Genomic DNA, 14710 nt, shown 5'->3' on the forward strand with positions numbered 1-14710 from the left:
GTTACTTATTATCACTCGCGTAACTGTAGTTGTAATAACCGTAGTTACCGCCATAAGTGGAGCTTGCTTTGCGAACCACAGCATTAAGAATACAGCCTTTGACTTCAATGCCATTTTGTTCAAAACGGTTTTTAGTCACTTCAATTTCTTTAACTGGGTTTAAGCCAAAGCGCGCTACAATCATAGTTGTTCCCGCATGGGCACCCACAATTGCTGGGTCGGTTACCGCTAGAATTGGTGGTGTATCCACTAACACTAAGTCGTAATTTTCAGACGCCCAATCTAATAACGTTTTTAAACGCGGGTGCATTAATAACTCAGAGGGGTTAGGTGGCACAGCGCCACGGGCGATAAAATCAAGATGTTCAACACCGGGTGATTTAATCACTTGCTCAATAGTTTGTTGACCGCTTAAGTAATCTGCTAAACCCGGTTTGCTATCAACACACATTTGGCGTTCCATGCGACCTTTACGCATATCGGCATCAATCACCAATACACGCTGACCGCCTTTCGCCATTACCGCTGCCATGTTCGCGGTAATAAATGACTTACCAATACTAGGACTCGGACCTGAAATCATCACAATATTATTACGCGCTTCCATCATCGCAAAGTGTAGGCTAGTACGTAAGCTACGCAATGCTTCAATTGATAAGTCAGCAGGGTTTGCAACCGCTAATAATGTTTGGTTAATAGTTAACTGTTGTTTTGATTTGAATTTCTTTTCTAAGTCTGCTTGCCAATCTGATAATGGAATTGAGGCATAAACAGGTAAGCCTAATGCTTCAATTTCGTCTGGGCTTTCAACACCACGATGCAGTGCTGCGCGTAAAAATGCAATCGCGACACTTAACATGCCACCTAATAACGTTGCCAACACTACAATCAATGCTTTCTTTGGCTTAACTGCTTGGCTGTAAACTTGAGCCGTATCTAATATTCGGACGTTACCAACCGTGCTGGCTTTAACAATATTAAGCTCTTGCACTTTATTGAGTAGTTGTACATAAATCTGTTGGTTCACTTCCACATCACGGGTTAAGCGTAAAACAGCACGTTGAGTTTTAGGTAGCGTTTCAATACGTTTATTTAACCGTTTTTGCTCTTTTAATAATGTTTTGCGTTTATCCATTAATGAAATATACGCAGGGTGTTCTTTAGTAAAACGTTGTGAGATATCAGTTTCTTTAAAGGTTAATTGATTTAATTGAGATTCAAGCGCCACCATAGTTTCAAGGGCTGATTTTGCTTCTAAACTTAAATCGACCGATTCATTCTGTTGACGGTAACGGTTTAAGGTATCTTCCGCTGCCGTTAGCTGGGTTTTAATTTCAGGTAAATGTTGCTTTAAAAACGCTAAGCTATTTTCAGCTTCTGCTGAGTTACGCTCTACATTTTGTAGAAAGTAGTTTTTACTGATGTCATCAACAATTGCTTTAATATCTGTGCGGTTTTCACCGGTCATTGATAATTGCAAAATACCCGTTTGTTTACCTTGCTCTGTAACGGCTAAATTTTTCTGTAATTCTTGAATTGCATCTAAACGACTAATTTTTGCTAATGCAAACTCAGCACCATTCACCGCTTGTAAATCGGTAATAAACAGTTGGTAGCCATTCGCTTGTGCTAACTCGCCCACATTGCCAATTAATACTTTACGACCATCACTATCATTAAGTTGATATTGGCCTTGGTCAGCATTCGTGACGACAATTTGATAATCACTTTGTTCACGACCATTAGCAGCCGTAAAACGAGAAACATGAATAAAGTGTTGTTCGCCCATTAAGCGCGCCCAACCTTTACCGACAACTGGGAAATATTCAGGGCTAACCACAGTAGTAAGGTTTAATTTATCAACCGTTTCCCCTAATACCATCCGTGATTTGATGATTTCAGTTTCTGTAGTTGCACTTGATTCGCCGCCACCAAACATCTCTGCCATGTCACCACCAAGGGCTGGCATGCCAGAACTTTTTGCTTCTATTTGAATAAGTGCATCAGCTTTATAAATGGGTGTCGCTAACAACGCATAACTGATACCAACAATAACGAAGATAAAGGTGGTAATAATAATTAGCCAACGATTATCTATTAAAATACCAAACAATTTACCAATATCAACGTCATCAGTTCCTGGTGAAGCATTAGGTTGGGTGTTTTGAGTTATGCTCATTAAATAAAAATTCCGATGTTAAATTTTTTAAGGGATGAGGAAGAGACAAAGCATCATCCTAAAAGTTAAATATGGTTTACAACGCGTGGTGAGTACATTCCCTATAGCCCTCGCGGGCATTCACTGTAGGGAATGACGGAGTTAGAAAGTTACAATTTCTTCGCCCACGCTGTTGCAGCTTGATCAATTAAATCATAAGCATGATCAAACGCTTCTTTACTCTGACGATATGGATCGGGAATATCTTGCTGGCCAATCCATTGTCCAAATAACATCGTTTTTCCACGAACTTCTGGGGCAATACTGGTAACAGCGTCGATATGGCCTTTTTCCATTACCAAAACTAGATCATAGTCACGGCATAATTCACGGGTCAGTTGTTGTGCTTGGTGACCGTCAAGTGAATAACCATGAGTAAGCGCCACTTCAGCCGCCATTTTATCGGCAGGTTTACCCGCTAAACCACTTTTGGCAGTGCCAACACCCGCCGAAGCGATGTGTTTATTGGGTAATTTTGCTTGCAGAATACGCTCACCAGAAGGTGAGCGACAGATATTACCCACGCAAACAACAAGAATTTTATTGAACATAATAAATAGGTTTCGAGTAAATAGGATTTGAGATGATGAGTATCAAAAGTGCGAGTTTCGAGTGTTAAAGCAATATAGTTTTAATACTTATATCAACTTTTGCTCGTTACTCGCACCCTCTTAAACTCGCCTCTTATTAACTACTTCAAATTCATGTAGTAGTTCATACCTTCAGATAAATTATTAAAGCTGGTGATGGTTGGCACTAACTGTTGAATCACACGGTTCCAACGCGCTATCGGTGCAGCGGTTACATACACTACATCATAAGGCTGTAATTCAAACTCAGTACCAATCACTAATGCGGTCGCATCTTTAATGTTTAATTGGTAAAGGTTAATAGCAGGCACATGCGGTGTTTTGTTTAAATCTGCAGGGTTAGTACGAATAACAAATACCCCAGTTGCATCTGCTTGTAATTCATTAATGCCGCCGACACCACTTAAGGCTTCGGTTAAGCTCATGCCTGCGCGATCAATTTTAAGTAATTTAGGCTCTTTAACTTCACCTAACACAAATACTTTTTGTGCATCATTACGTGGCACATGAACAATGTCGCCATTACGTAATAAACGGTTTTGCGTTAAATCACCACGTTGCATTAAGGCATATAACGATAAAGTTTGATCTTTACCATTACGGGTTAACGTTACATTACGCCAATCAGCATCAGTCGCTAAACCACCTGATTTGTTAATTGCATCCAATAACGTTAATGGCACATTACTAATCGGCTGTTGGGCTGGATTCTTTACTTCGCCCGTAACATAGGCTTTTTGTGCTCGAAATGCTGCCACGTTGACATCAACTTGCGGCTTTTCAACATATTCAGCTAAACGTTGGGCGATATTACTACGCACTTGCGAAACAGTTTTACCTGCAACTTGCACTTTGCCGATATAAGGATAAAAAATAGTACCATCAGCATGAACCCAGTTACCGGCTTCTTCTGCACTACGGTAAGAACCCGCAGGGATGGTTAATTCAGGATGATCCCAAATCGTAATATTTAAAATATCCCCCGCACCAATATGGTATTCATAATCCGCTAACTCTTGTTCAAGTTGTACGTTAACTTGGGCAGCAACTTTCGCCACTTTAAATTGGCTGATGTTATTAACGGTTAATGGAAATACATTGACTTGTTGATCAAGTGTCGGTTGCTGCGGGTTAACTTCAGTAACGTGTTTACCATCAAGACTTAGATGTGATCCTGGCATACTACAACCAGCTAACATTACAGAAGTAACTGCAGTGACAAGTAATTTCTTTGATAATTTCATTAGAGTAAGTTCATTTCAGCATTGATGAAAGGTAATTTAAAAACAAAAAGGTATGCTACCGCCCTAAGGTTACAGCTCCTCATTTGCTTTAAAAACGATAATTTTTGGTGTTGATAATAAAACAGATATATATCGACTATACGTTAATAACCCATTTTAACTCGCAGCATACTTACTCAAAAATGATCTAAATAAATATTATACATGGCATTTGCACGACTTATGTAGCGCTGCGATTCTACTTAATTTAGATATAAAAGGAAATATAAAAATAAGTCCATTTTATATCTAAATCACACTCACAACTAACATGTAACTATTTGTAAAATAAAGGCAAACATAAAATAATACACTTTTCAATGCATTCACAGTCAGAATATTACTTTAAATATGATAATCTAGACCAATGTCACACTTTATACACACAAGTGCACACACAGCAAAAAAATGTCACACGGTTTCATGCTATTGTTCCGTATAATTACTCACTAAGCACAATAATAACGCCTTAAAGAAACGTCATTTTATTGACGCTCTATTATATTATTTTTATCAATAAGGATTTACATCATGAAAAAGAATGCATTAGTTCTTCTAGCAGCAATGGCTATGTCTTCAACTGCATTTGCTGATACAGCACCAACGGGTGATGCAGCAGGCGTAACAACAGCGTCAACAACAGCAGCAGGCACAACAACAGCAGTCGTTGTTGGTGGCGCAGCAGCAGTTGCAGCAATTGCTGTTGCAGCATCAGATTCAGACAACACTAACTCAACAACAACGTCTACGACTGTTAGTTCAGCAAAGTAATTGATAACGTTGAACCTGATAAAAATGTAGATGAATAGAAGAATAACCGTGCTTGCCACGGTTATTCTTTTTTGTAAGCTATTCGATTATTGCAATCTATAGCTCGATTAGGATGGCATATCGGAAGTAACACCATGTTTAAAAATATGACTTACCCTTCAATTTCAAGGCTGTTGCTATTATCTGCGACCGCTTTAGTGCTTTCAGGCTGTAGCCAAAAGATCACCAATCTTAACGATACGGTACGTCTTGCCGTACAAGGCACGGCTGATATTCATAAATCGGCTTATGATATTGCCAAACTTCCTTATGCTAGTACTTATGTTCGTATAAACAACCAATCTCAATTATTTATGGTATTAGCATTGGCAGAATCTGCCATTGGTGAAACCTTTACTCGCCATCACCCAGCCACCATCACCCCGCAATTAAAATGGCTGGCTAATGATAACGGTATGCTGGTTACGCAAAGTGGACGAATTATAAAAACCGTTAATTTAATCGGCGGTAATTTATTAGCGACTCACAGTAATAGCCCTGATCCATTAGCATTAGGGTTACACCTTGCGACAACACCAAAAACATGGCAACGCAACATTGATTGGCAACCGGGTTATCACGCTGGTTATCAGCTAGATTCAGTGTTTGTGTTTGATCACTCAGAAGTATTAACCATTAATGGTAAATCCGTTCCTGTATTGCGCTTTAATGAAAATGTGTCGGTTAAGCAATTAAATAATCATTACAGCAATACTTTTTGGGTAGAGCAACACACCGGAAAAGTTGTAAAGAGCCTGCAATATATAGCGCCCTCTTTACCGAGCGTTGAAATGACAATTCTAAAACCATTTAACTAACGGTAGTGTATTTATGTTTTCTCTTATCACCACAGCCACTCGCTACCGTCGTTACGCCTTAGCTAGCTTGTGTTTATTAATGACAATGCCAAGCATGGCCCAAAGTATGATCACCTTAAATGCTAATGGATCGTCGGCAGCAGCAGTCACATTACGCTATGCAGAACCCGTGCGCTTAGCACAAGTTGTTAGCGATAGTCTTAAACAACGCACCTTAACTGAACCACCTTACTGGCTTGGTAGCAGCTTAAGCATTACAACTGAACCTAAAACCAAACAAGCATTGATCACCCAACTGACACAATTAAGTCAGCAACACCGTGATGATGCCGTTATTAGCGGTAGTTTTGCTAACACTGCGCAATGGATACAACAACATATTCATCATCAGCGGCTGCCCGTTAGCATTGATATCGATAAAGTACGCTTAAATAAAACCGATAACCCATTATTGAACGGTAATTATCAACTGCAATTAGCTAATCGCCCTACTTCCGTGGTCATTATTGGCGCCATTGAAAAGCCCCAAACAATGAAGTGGCAACCTCGCATGGCAGCGAAAGAATATTTAGCGCAAGTAACCCCCCTTACCATTGCCGCCAATAGCAAAGTAACAGTTATTCAGCCTGATGGTGTAATACAACAACACCCTATTGCCTACTGGAATAATAACCATAATGATATTGCACCAGGGGCAATCATTTACCTTGGCTATGACGCACTATTTCATGATTACAGTGGCTTAAACCAAGCTATTTCTTCAATGCTAATCAACAGGACGTTGTAATGAACTCTGTCACATCGGCTTCTACTCACCACAATTTCTATCAACGTCCTTTATTTGCTTTATCAGCATTGGCAATTGCTTTACTGCCGTTCTATTCTGCACAAGCAGATGAATTTAGTTATCCAGAAATGCACTATTCTAATAGTGATTTTGGTGGCGTGGGTTTAATGCAAATGCCCACCGCCCGTATGCATCCAGACGGGGAATTTACTTTTGGTACCACTATCAGCAGTGATTACCGCCATTATTGGACATCACTACAGCTATTACCTTGGCTAGAAGCTACGATTCGTTATACCCAAGTACCTGATCTTTATTACAGCGGTGATCAAAGTTTTAGTGGTGACACTTTATATACTGATAAAGGTATCGATGCCAAAGTGCGCTTATGGCAAGAATCTTATTGGTTACCTGAAGTCGCTGTTGGCATTCGCGACCTTGGTGGTACTGGCTTATTTGATGGCGAATTTATTGCTGCCAACAAACGTGTGGGGCCGTTAGATTTTACTCTCGGCTTAGGCTGGGGCTATATAGGTCAGCGCGGTAACATTACCAATCCCTTATGTAAAGTAAGTGATAAATTTTGTGACCGTGATAATGGCTTTAAAGATAATGGCGGTAGTTTTGATACTGGCCGTTGGTTTAAAGGCAACGCGGCCCTTTATGGCGGTGTCGAATACCAAACACCATGGCAACCATTGCAGCTAAAACTTGAGTATGACGGTAACGATTATAGCGATGATTTCCGTGCAAATCGTGGTCATGACATGACACCCAAAACCCCGTTTAACTTTGGTGTTGTTTATCAATTAGCCGATTGGGCAACAGCGAATATCAGCTATGAACGTGGCACTACAGTTAGCTTTGGTTTAAGTGTTAATACTAACTTTAACCAATTAAAAGCCAGCTGGTTAGATGAACCGATGCCATCTGTAACCACTGCGCCAACAGCAAAGACGCTTACCCCAGAGCAATGGCAACAACTGGCTCAAGATGTAGAAAAAATTGCTGGCTATAAAAACCCCACCATTTATCAGAATGGCGATAGCAGTATTACAATAGTTGCAGAACAAGTTAAATATCGCGATCGCGATCAAGCTCAATTACGAGCAGGGATCTTACTTAATAACCAAGCGCCAGCAGTTGAACAATTCCACATTGTAGAAACTGCGGTTAACCAACCGATCACTGAAACCGTACTTAATCGCCAACAACTGCTTCAAGTCGCTAATAATGATTATATCGGCAGTAATATTGCAGATAAACGCATAACAACAGCGCCAAAAGATGTTAAAGGCCAGCAAATGGTTGATCTTAACCAAAACTGGAATGTCGGTATTGCACCAACCCTACAGCAATCATTAGGGGGTTCTGAAGGCTTCTACATGTTTAATGTTGGTGTTACGGCGGGTGCTGATTATTGGTTTAATAACCACTTCACTGTTGGTGGCTCCGTTTATTTAAACCTTTACGATACCTACGATAAATTCAAATATGATGTACCGCCAGATGGTACTCATAATAAGCGCGTCCGTACCCTTGTGCGTCAGTACATTACTGATAACACATTACGCATGAATAACTTGCAGCTAACGTGGTTGGATCAAGTCTCTAATGATTGGTATGCACAAGCGTATGCGGGTTATTTAGAAGTGATGTTTGGTGGTGTTGGTGGCGAGGTGCTATACCGCCCTGTTGGCAGTAATTGGGCTTTAGGACTGGATGTCAATTATGTGAAACAACGTGATCCACATTCAGCATTTGGTTTCTTCAAAGATCAAACTCAATATGATGATCATTTAGGTCGTTCATATGAAGTTCAAACAGGAGCAGCTACGGGTAATTTAACCGCATATTACCAACCTCAATGGCAATGGTTACCCAATACCCTATTAAAAGTCAGTGCTGGACGTTATTTAGCTGAAGATACGGGCGTAACTATCGATTTCTCGAAACAATTTGATAGCGGCATTATTGCAGGTGCTTTTGTAACTAAAACCAGTATGTCGGCAGAAGAGTATGGCGAAGGCAGCTTTAATAAAGGTTTTTACATCTCGATTCCATTCGATATTTTAACCGTTAAACCAAGTACTAGCCGCGCTAATATTTCTTGGTTACCGATGAACCGCGATGGGGGTCAAATGTTAGGTCGTCAATATCATTTATATGACTTAACCGATGGACGTCAACCATGGAGCGGACGCAAAGCATTTAACAAATAAATGCCTCACAACGAACAAATAAATAGTGCGAATATGTCGATGACTCATCTTTTGAGTTATCGATTTTCGTCACTATTCGACTCATTTTTATAAATAATCATTTTAGATAATTGACACAAAAGCAAGTTAATGCGTTATAAATACCGTAAGGGTATATTAATATTCTTTATTAACAGCTTGTTACACTAAAAACCACATTTAAAATGAAACGGCGTTTAATTACTATATCATTCAAAAAAAATGCATTATTATATATGAAAAATATATCCTAATGGCATTTGTTATTGTAGGGTATATACAAGCACTCTCATATAATAGTGCGAAAATTACCGGCTTAAGTCGGATTTATTACAATTAGGAAAATACGGCAAATATTATGAAAAAGACTTTTCTAGTACTACCTCTTGCTCTTCTTGTATCTGGCGCGGTAAATGCTGCAACAGATAACCCATTTTATGCTGGTGCGCGTTTAGGTAATAGCTTCTACGACATTACAGACAGCACTAACAACATCAAACTTGATGACAAAAACCTTGCAGGTGGTGTTTTCGCTGGTTACAAAATCACACCTTGGTTCGCTGGTGAAATTGGTTACACTAACCTAGGTAGCGCTAGCGTTACTAATGGTCAAGGTAAATTTACTGCACAAGGTGCTGATCTTGTAGGTAAGTTCTCTTACGCTATCAACGACAAAATCGATGTATTTGGTAAGCTAGGTACTTTCTACTACGATTGGAACGCTAAGAACGGCGCAACAGCTGACGATAACGGTTGGGCTGCTACTGCTGGTGTTGGTGCTGAGTACTACATCAACAACAACGTATCTACAAGCATTGAATACCAATACTACAAAGATGTAGGCGGTGCTGACATTCAATTCGCAGGCGTTTCTTTAGCATACCATTGGGGCGCTCCAGCACCTGTTGTTGCTCCTGAAGTTGTTTACGTTGATCAAGTATCTGTAGCGACAATTGACGAACTAAAACTAACGGTTCCTTTTGCATTCGACAGCACTAAAATTACTACTGGTGATGCAAGCAAGTTAGCACCTTTCGAAGAGCGTCTAAACCAATACCCTGATGCAACAATTACTGTTGTTGGTCACACTGATAGTTCTGGTCCTGAAGCATACAACCAGAAACTATCTCAACAGCGTGCAGAAGCTGTTGCTAGCGCACTACGTACTCACCTAAATGTTGGTGCAGATCGCGTTCTTAGCGAAGGTCGTGGTGAGCTAGATCCAATCGCTCCTAACAACACAGCTGAAGGCCGTGCTGAAAACCGTCGTGTTGACATCATCGTTCCTGAGCTAAATGTAGAAACTGTTACTCAAGTTGTTGCTGAGTAATTTCTACTGCTAATTAAGGTTAGTACTGCGTATTAAATACGTGCATAGGTATTAACGAATAATCCGCCATAACTTCACGGTTATGGCGGATTTTTTTATGGGAAAAAGAAAAGTAATACGTTAATAAAGAATAACGAAGAACAGGAAAAATCCAGTTTCAACTAATAAGGGAATAAAAGGGTTCAGGTGTTGACATGGTAAGAAATATAAGCAAAAAAAAAGCCTAACTCATATACGAGCTAGGCTTTTTAAAATAATAATATTAACTAATTAATGAGCTAATTGCTTTCTCTTCCAAACAACATCACTAATACCATCACTTGGTTTAAAGTCTGTTGGTGCTTCCATTAATATTTCCCGAATCAACTCATGTTCAAAATCATGACAAGCACTATCTAGTCGATCAAGAAATTGTTGATAGTCAATTAATGATAAGAAGCGTTCATTCGCCGTCATAATACGCTCATGTTCTGTTTCATTAACGTTATCACCAATCAATAATTCTTCATATAATTTTTCACCTGGGCGTAATCCGGTATATTTAAATTCAATATCACCGTAGGGATTCTGTTCTGACTTCACTTCAAGGCCTGATAATTTAACCAAATTCTCCGCTAAATTAACTATTTTCACAGGTTTACCCATATCAAGTACAAACACATCTCCCCCCTTACCCATAGCACCCGCTTGAATCACTAACTGGGCCGCTTCTGGTATCGTCATAAAATAACGAATAATATCAGGGTGAGTAATAGTTATTGGCCCGCCCTCTTTAATTTGGCGCTTAAACAATGGAATGACTGAACCTGAAGATCCCAGCACATTACCAAAACGTACCATACAAAAGCGGGTACCATTTGGTTTTAGTGCTTCTTGCTCTGCCAATGCCTGTAAACCCAGCTCTGCCATACGTTTCGTTGTGCCCATAATATTCGTTGGACGAACCGCTTTATCAGTGGAGATTAATACAAATGAAGAAACATTTGCGTTAATTGCTGCTTGAGCCGTATAAAAAGTACCAAAGACATTATTACGTACGCCTTCTACAACATTGTATTCAACCATAGGTACATGTTTATATGCTGCTGCATGATAGACAGTATCAACACTAAAGGTTGTCATAATTGCTTCTAAGCGGTTAATTCGCTGTACAGAGCCAAGTAATGGAATTAAATCAATTTCTAAACCACGTTTAGTTATATATTCCGATAACTCTTTTTCAATGCTATATAACGCAAATTCAGATAATTCAAACAGCAATAATGTTTGTGGTTGATATCGTATAATTTGTCGACACAACTCAGAACCAATCGAGCCGCCAGCCCCTGTAACCATTACCGTCTTATGTTGAATGTTCGCTTCCATTAATTGATTACTAGCTTGCACTGACTCTCGTCCTAACAGATCTTCAATGGGCACATCATGTAACTGATCTAACGATACATTGTCATGTACGATTGCATCAAGATTAGGAATAGATAGCACTTCAACAGGCAAATCAACTAATGCACAAATAATAGCCTTACGTTGACTACGAGTTGCACTTGGCATTGCTAATAGAACTTGTTTAACACCAAACTTTGTTATTAGTCGAGATAGTTGTTCACGTTTATATACTGTTAAACCATGTAATACATTACGGTATAATTTTTTATTATCGTCTATATAAACAACTGGATTTAACTCATCACCTTGACGTAATAAATTAACCAACTGTCGTCCAGCAACACCTGCACCATACACAATGACATTAGGTTTACGCTTCATTTCTAACTGAGAGAAAAACACACGAATAGATAATCGTGCACCTCCAGTTAATACAAAAAGATATGCTAAATAAATAATTGCGACAGTTCGTGGCACCCAAATACTAAAAAAGTAGGTTGCTAATACAAATACAACTGTTGACACTAAAGAGCCAATTGCCAACGTAAATATTGCATGCACACTTAAATAACGTAAAATAGCTCGATAAAAACCAATCCGAATAAAACACGCAATAGTGATCACCGATATAAATGATACTAAATACCAATATTCAACACTGCGAGTTTGATCAAAATCACCTAATCGAGTCCAAAAAGCCCCCCAAAAAGCAACTTGTATAAATAAAAGATCAATACAGACGCTTATAACTCGCTTATAAGGTCTAGGAATCGAGAAAAAAGCATCAATAATAGCCATATATCCTCAAGAATGAGCAATACTCATCTCATGGTCAATTTAAAAGTCATACTAATATGATTGTTAATAATTATTTAACAGCATCCCCAGCGCCACTACCTGTGGCCGTCATAATTATATATTTAAAATAATCTTTAATTGTTAGTGTATCGATCATTTTTCTATCCATTTCAGCTAATAGCTTTGGTGTCGACATATCAATATTTTTAACTTGTGATAACCCAGTTATTCCCGGTAATACATCATAAATACCAAGCTTATCACGTTCAATGATCAATTCTTGCTGATTAAATAAATTAGGACGAGGACCAACTAAACTCATATCTCCTTTTAGAACATTAATTAATTGAGGAAGCTCATCAATCTTAGTCTTACGAAGAAAATGTCCTAGACGAGTAATTGATGCATTACTTGCTAAATGACTTGCAACTGATTGAGTATCTACTGCCATAGTTCTAAATTTAATTAATTGAAATGGCTTTTTATCCCGACCAACACGCGTCTGAATAAATATAGGCGAACCCGTATCAAACATACCAATAACGATAATAATCAAAAGAATTGGCCATAGTAATATTAGACCAAAAAAGGAAAACATTATATCTAATATTCTAATTTTAAAAAATACACTCATTCTTACTTTCTCACTATATTCGTACTATTTGGTCGCCAAGATATTTTATTTCTAGTTTCATCATCGTCAACCTTTAGATCATTAATCAATTGTCCAATCATTTGCTCTTTCTTAAACAACTTACCTAAAAAAATAAAAATCGACCTCGGGATTGGGATTTGATATATTTTACGATTTACAGTACTCGCAATAAAATTAGTAAACTCTAATATAGATACAGTATAACCATCAGAAGCTAAAATAATTTCCCCATCAGCTTCATCACTATTTAAACAAAAATTAATCAAACTACATATATTACTTATAGATATAAAGCTTCTTTCATTATGAATAGCTCCAAATGGTAATAATGGTGTTTTTTTAACTAAATTTAAAAGACTTTTATAGTTACCTGGAGCATCTTGACCATAGACTAAAGTAGGACGAATAATAACAAGTTTCATACCAGTTTCTTTAGCTATTTTATTTAACAATATTTCAGCTTGATATTTAGATTTAGCATAAGAGTTATGGGGGCTAGGAGTATCAAAAGAACTAAATGCATTTTTATTAGATTCAATACCATTAACACCAATAGTACTTATAAAAATAAATTTTTCCACTCCGCACTCTGCTGCTTGTTTAGCTAAATTAATTGTAGCCAAATAATTTACTTCATTATAATCATCATCCGAATACGATTTAGAATGGGCTAGTCCAGCCAAATGAATAACTGACTTAACATCAACCAAAATATCTTTCCAATTATTTTTTGATGTTAATGATTCAATTTTAAAAATATCTCTGAAGTTATTTTCTTTCTCATTCCTTACTGTACAAACTATATTATCAGGATATAATTTATAATAATTTTTACCAATAAAACCAGTAGCTCCAGTTAATAATATTTTATTTTTCATTAAATAACCTTTTTACAGCTAAAATTGATATCATAATAAAAAATGCAATTTTATCAATCTTTGAACGTCTACATTTATTTGCCATCATAGCTAGTTTAATCAAGCTGAAAAATGTATTTTCCTTTAATAAAATTATTGGTTTATTCGTTAACTCAATAAAATCAGCTTGTATTAATACTTTTTTAAATGCATCTCCAGAAAGAACAGTCTTTAATCTATTAAATATAGATAAAAAACCATTATTCGCTCCAACCTCATTATTTTCATGCTGTCGATAAAGCATCAAAGCTTCACTATCAATACACCATTTATATTTATTACTTCTAGAAAATGAATAACAATACCAATCATGTAACCATAATCTATTTACTATACTTTTATTATCAATAAGGGATCTCTGTATCGCTACTGATAAGTCTTTACTTAAAACAAAAGAACATCCAGGTCCTGATGATTCAAAAACATAATCATATTCAACTTGTGGATTATCTTTTTTTATTAATTTTTCACGTCCATCTTTCCAAAAAGCCAAAACATTACTAGAAACGGCATCTACATTATTTGATTTAATAACTTCAATCGCATGACTTAATTTATTTGATAACCAAATATCATCTTGATCAGAAAAAGAAATATAATCATATTTAGAAAAATCAACATCCATTAACAGTCTAAAAAAATTCTGCCCCGCACTTCCATAACGACATCCATACTCTAAAAGATATATATTGCTATTATCATTAATGTAACTATTAATAATATCAATAGATGAATCAGTTGATAAATCCAAACTAATATAAATATCAATTTCAACACTATTTTGAGATAATATACTATCTAGTTGTTCTCTTATATATTCCGCTCCATTATAAGCAGCTAATAATACACAAATTTTATTACACATAAGATCTCTAACT

At 37.4% G+C, this 14710-nt stretch carries 12 protein-coding genes; 5 read left to right on the top strand and 7 right to left on the bottom strand.

The window, feature by feature from the left end; translation table 11 throughout:
• Position 1: 1 nt before the first annotated feature.
• From C9J51_RS07245 to C9J51_RS07255, 3 genes are all read right to left on the bottom strand, one after another.
• Positions 2-2179 carry a polysaccharide biosynthesis tyrosine autokinase gene (locus tag C9J51_RS07245; protein WP_107274937.1) on the bottom strand — a complete coding sequence of 726 codons (2178 nt, stop codon included), beginning with the start codon at positions 2177-2179 and terminating at the stop codon, positions 2-4.
• A 149-nt stretch (positions 2180-2328) separates the two neighbouring features.
• Entirely contained in the window at positions 2329-2769 is a 441-nt protein-coding gene (locus C9J51_RS07250; protein ID WP_045039938.1) for an arsenate reductase/protein-tyrosine-phosphatase family protein, read from the bottom strand.
• Positions 2770-2909: 140 nt separating this feature from the next.
• A complete protein-coding gene (locus tag C9J51_RS07255) occupies positions 2910-4052 on the bottom strand; it encodes a polysaccharide export protein (RefSeq protein WP_045039939.1) in 1143 nt (380 codons plus the stop codon).
• A gap of 570 nt (positions 4053-4622) precedes the next feature.
• Here C9J51_RS07255 and yjbE point away from each other — a divergent pair.
• The 5 genes from yjbE to C9J51_RS07280 all read left to right on the top strand — a co-directional run bounded on the left by yjbE (position 4623) and on the right by C9J51_RS07280 (position 10076).
• Entirely contained in the window at positions 4623-4862 is a 240-nt protein-coding gene (gene yjbE, locus C9J51_RS07260; RefSeq protein WP_045039940.1) for an exopolysaccharide production protein YjbE, read from the top strand.
• Positions 4863-4996: 134 nt separating this feature from the next.
• The gene (locus C9J51_RS07265; protein WP_244907436.1) at positions 4997-5719 is read left to right on the top strand and encodes a YjbF family lipoprotein; all 723 of its coding nucleotides are present in this window, start codon (positions 4997-4999) and stop codon (positions 5717-5719) included.
• A 13-nt stretch (positions 5720-5732) separates the two neighbouring features.
• Positions 5733-6506, top strand: a complete 774-nt coding sequence (locus C9J51_RS07270; RefSeq protein WP_052667988.1) for a capsule biosynthesis GfcC family protein — start codon at positions 5733-5735, stop codon at positions 6504-6506.
• Entirely contained in the window at positions 6506-8728 is a 2223-nt protein-coding gene (locus tag C9J51_RS07275; RefSeq protein ID WP_045039941.1) for a YjbH domain-containing protein, read from the top strand. The genes C9J51_RS07270 and C9J51_RS07275 overlap by 1 nt, the downstream gene beginning before the upstream one ends.
• A 376-nt stretch (positions 8729-9104) precedes the next feature.
• Positions 9105-10076 (top strand): OmpA family protein, encoded by a 972-nt coding sequence (locus C9J51_RS07280; protein ID WP_045039942.1) that lies wholly within the window; start codon positions 9105-9107, stop codon positions 10074-10076.
• 270 nt (positions 10077-10346) lie between these two features.
• On the opposite strand, the gene C9J51_RS07285 is transcribed toward C9J51_RS07280, so the two are convergent.
• From C9J51_RS07285 to C9J51_RS07300, 4 genes are all read right to left on the bottom strand, one after another.
• The gene (locus tag C9J51_RS07285; protein WP_107274938.1) at positions 10347-12260 is read right to left on the bottom strand and encodes a polysaccharide biosynthesis protein; all 1914 of its coding nucleotides are present in this window, start codon (positions 12258-12260) and stop codon (positions 10347-10349) included.
• Between the two features lie 70 nt (positions 12261-12330).
• Entirely contained in the window at positions 12331-12894 is a 564-nt protein-coding gene (locus tag C9J51_RS07290; RefSeq protein WP_045039943.1) for a sugar transferase, read from the bottom strand.
• Between the two features lie 2 nt (positions 12895-12896).
• Positions 12897-13793, bottom strand: coding sequence for an NAD-dependent epimerase/dehydratase family protein (locus tag C9J51_RS07295; protein WP_107274939.1), 897 nt, complete (start codon positions 13791-13793; stop codon positions 12897-12899).
• A complete protein-coding gene (locus tag C9J51_RS07300; protein WP_211306500.1) occupies positions 13783-14697 on the bottom strand; it encodes a glycosyltransferase in 915 nt (304 codons plus the stop codon). Before C9J51_RS07300 ends, C9J51_RS07295 begins: the two co-directional genes overlap by 11 nt.
• Positions 14698-14710 lie beyond the last annotated feature (13 nt).

Source organism: Photobacterium iliopiscarium (genome assembly GCF_003026395.1).
GTDB classification, from domain to species: Bacteria; Pseudomonadota; Gammaproteobacteria; order Enterobacterales; family Vibrionaceae; genus Photobacterium; species Photobacterium iliopiscarium.

Bases quoted from the DNA above. Each gene is read 5' to 3' on its own strand.
- C9J51_RS07245 (WP_107274937.1), bottom strand. From the start codon at position 2,179: ATGAGCATAACTCAAAACACCCAACCTAATGCTTCACCAGGAACTGAT.
- C9J51_RS07250 (WP_045039938.1), bottom strand. From the start codon at position 2,769: ATGTTCAATAAAATTCTTGTTGTTTGCGTGGGTAATATCTGTCGCTCA.
- C9J51_RS07255 (WP_045039939.1), bottom strand. From the start codon at position 4,052: ATGAAATTATCAAAGAAATTACTTGTCACTGCAGTTACTTCTGTAATG.
- yjbE (WP_045039940.1), top strand. From the start codon at position 4,623: ATGAAAAAGAATGCATTAGTTCTTCTAGCAGCAATGGCTATGTCTTCA.
- C9J51_RS07265 (WP_244907436.1), top strand. From the start codon at position 4,997: ATGTTTAAAAATATGACTTACCCTTCAATTTCAAGGCTGTTGCTATTA.
- C9J51_RS07270 (WP_052667988.1), top strand. From the start codon at position 5,733: ATGTTTTCTCTTATCACCACAGCCACTCGCTACCGTCGTTACGCCTTA.
- C9J51_RS07275 (WP_045039941.1), top strand. From the start codon at position 6,506: ATGAACTCTGTCACATCGGCTTCTACTCACCACAATTTCTATCAACGT.
- C9J51_RS07280 (WP_045039942.1), top strand. From the start codon at position 9,105: ATGAAAAAGACTTTTCTAGTACTACCTCTTGCTCTTCTTGTATCTGGC.
- C9J51_RS07285 (WP_107274938.1), bottom strand. From the start codon at position 12,260: ATGGCTATTATTGATGCTTTTTTCTCGATTCCTAGACCTTATAAGCGA.
- C9J51_RS07290 (WP_045039943.1), bottom strand. From the start codon at position 12,894: ATGAGTGTATTTTTTAAAATTAGAATATTAGATATAATGTTTTCCTTT.
- C9J51_RS07295 (WP_107274939.1), bottom strand. From the start codon at position 13,793: ATGAAAAATAAAATATTATTAACTGGAGCTACTGGTTTTATTGGTAAA.
- C9J51_RS07300 (WP_211306500.1), bottom strand. From the start codon at position 14,697: ATGTGTAATAAAATTTGTGTATTATTAGCTGCTTATAATGGAGCGGAA.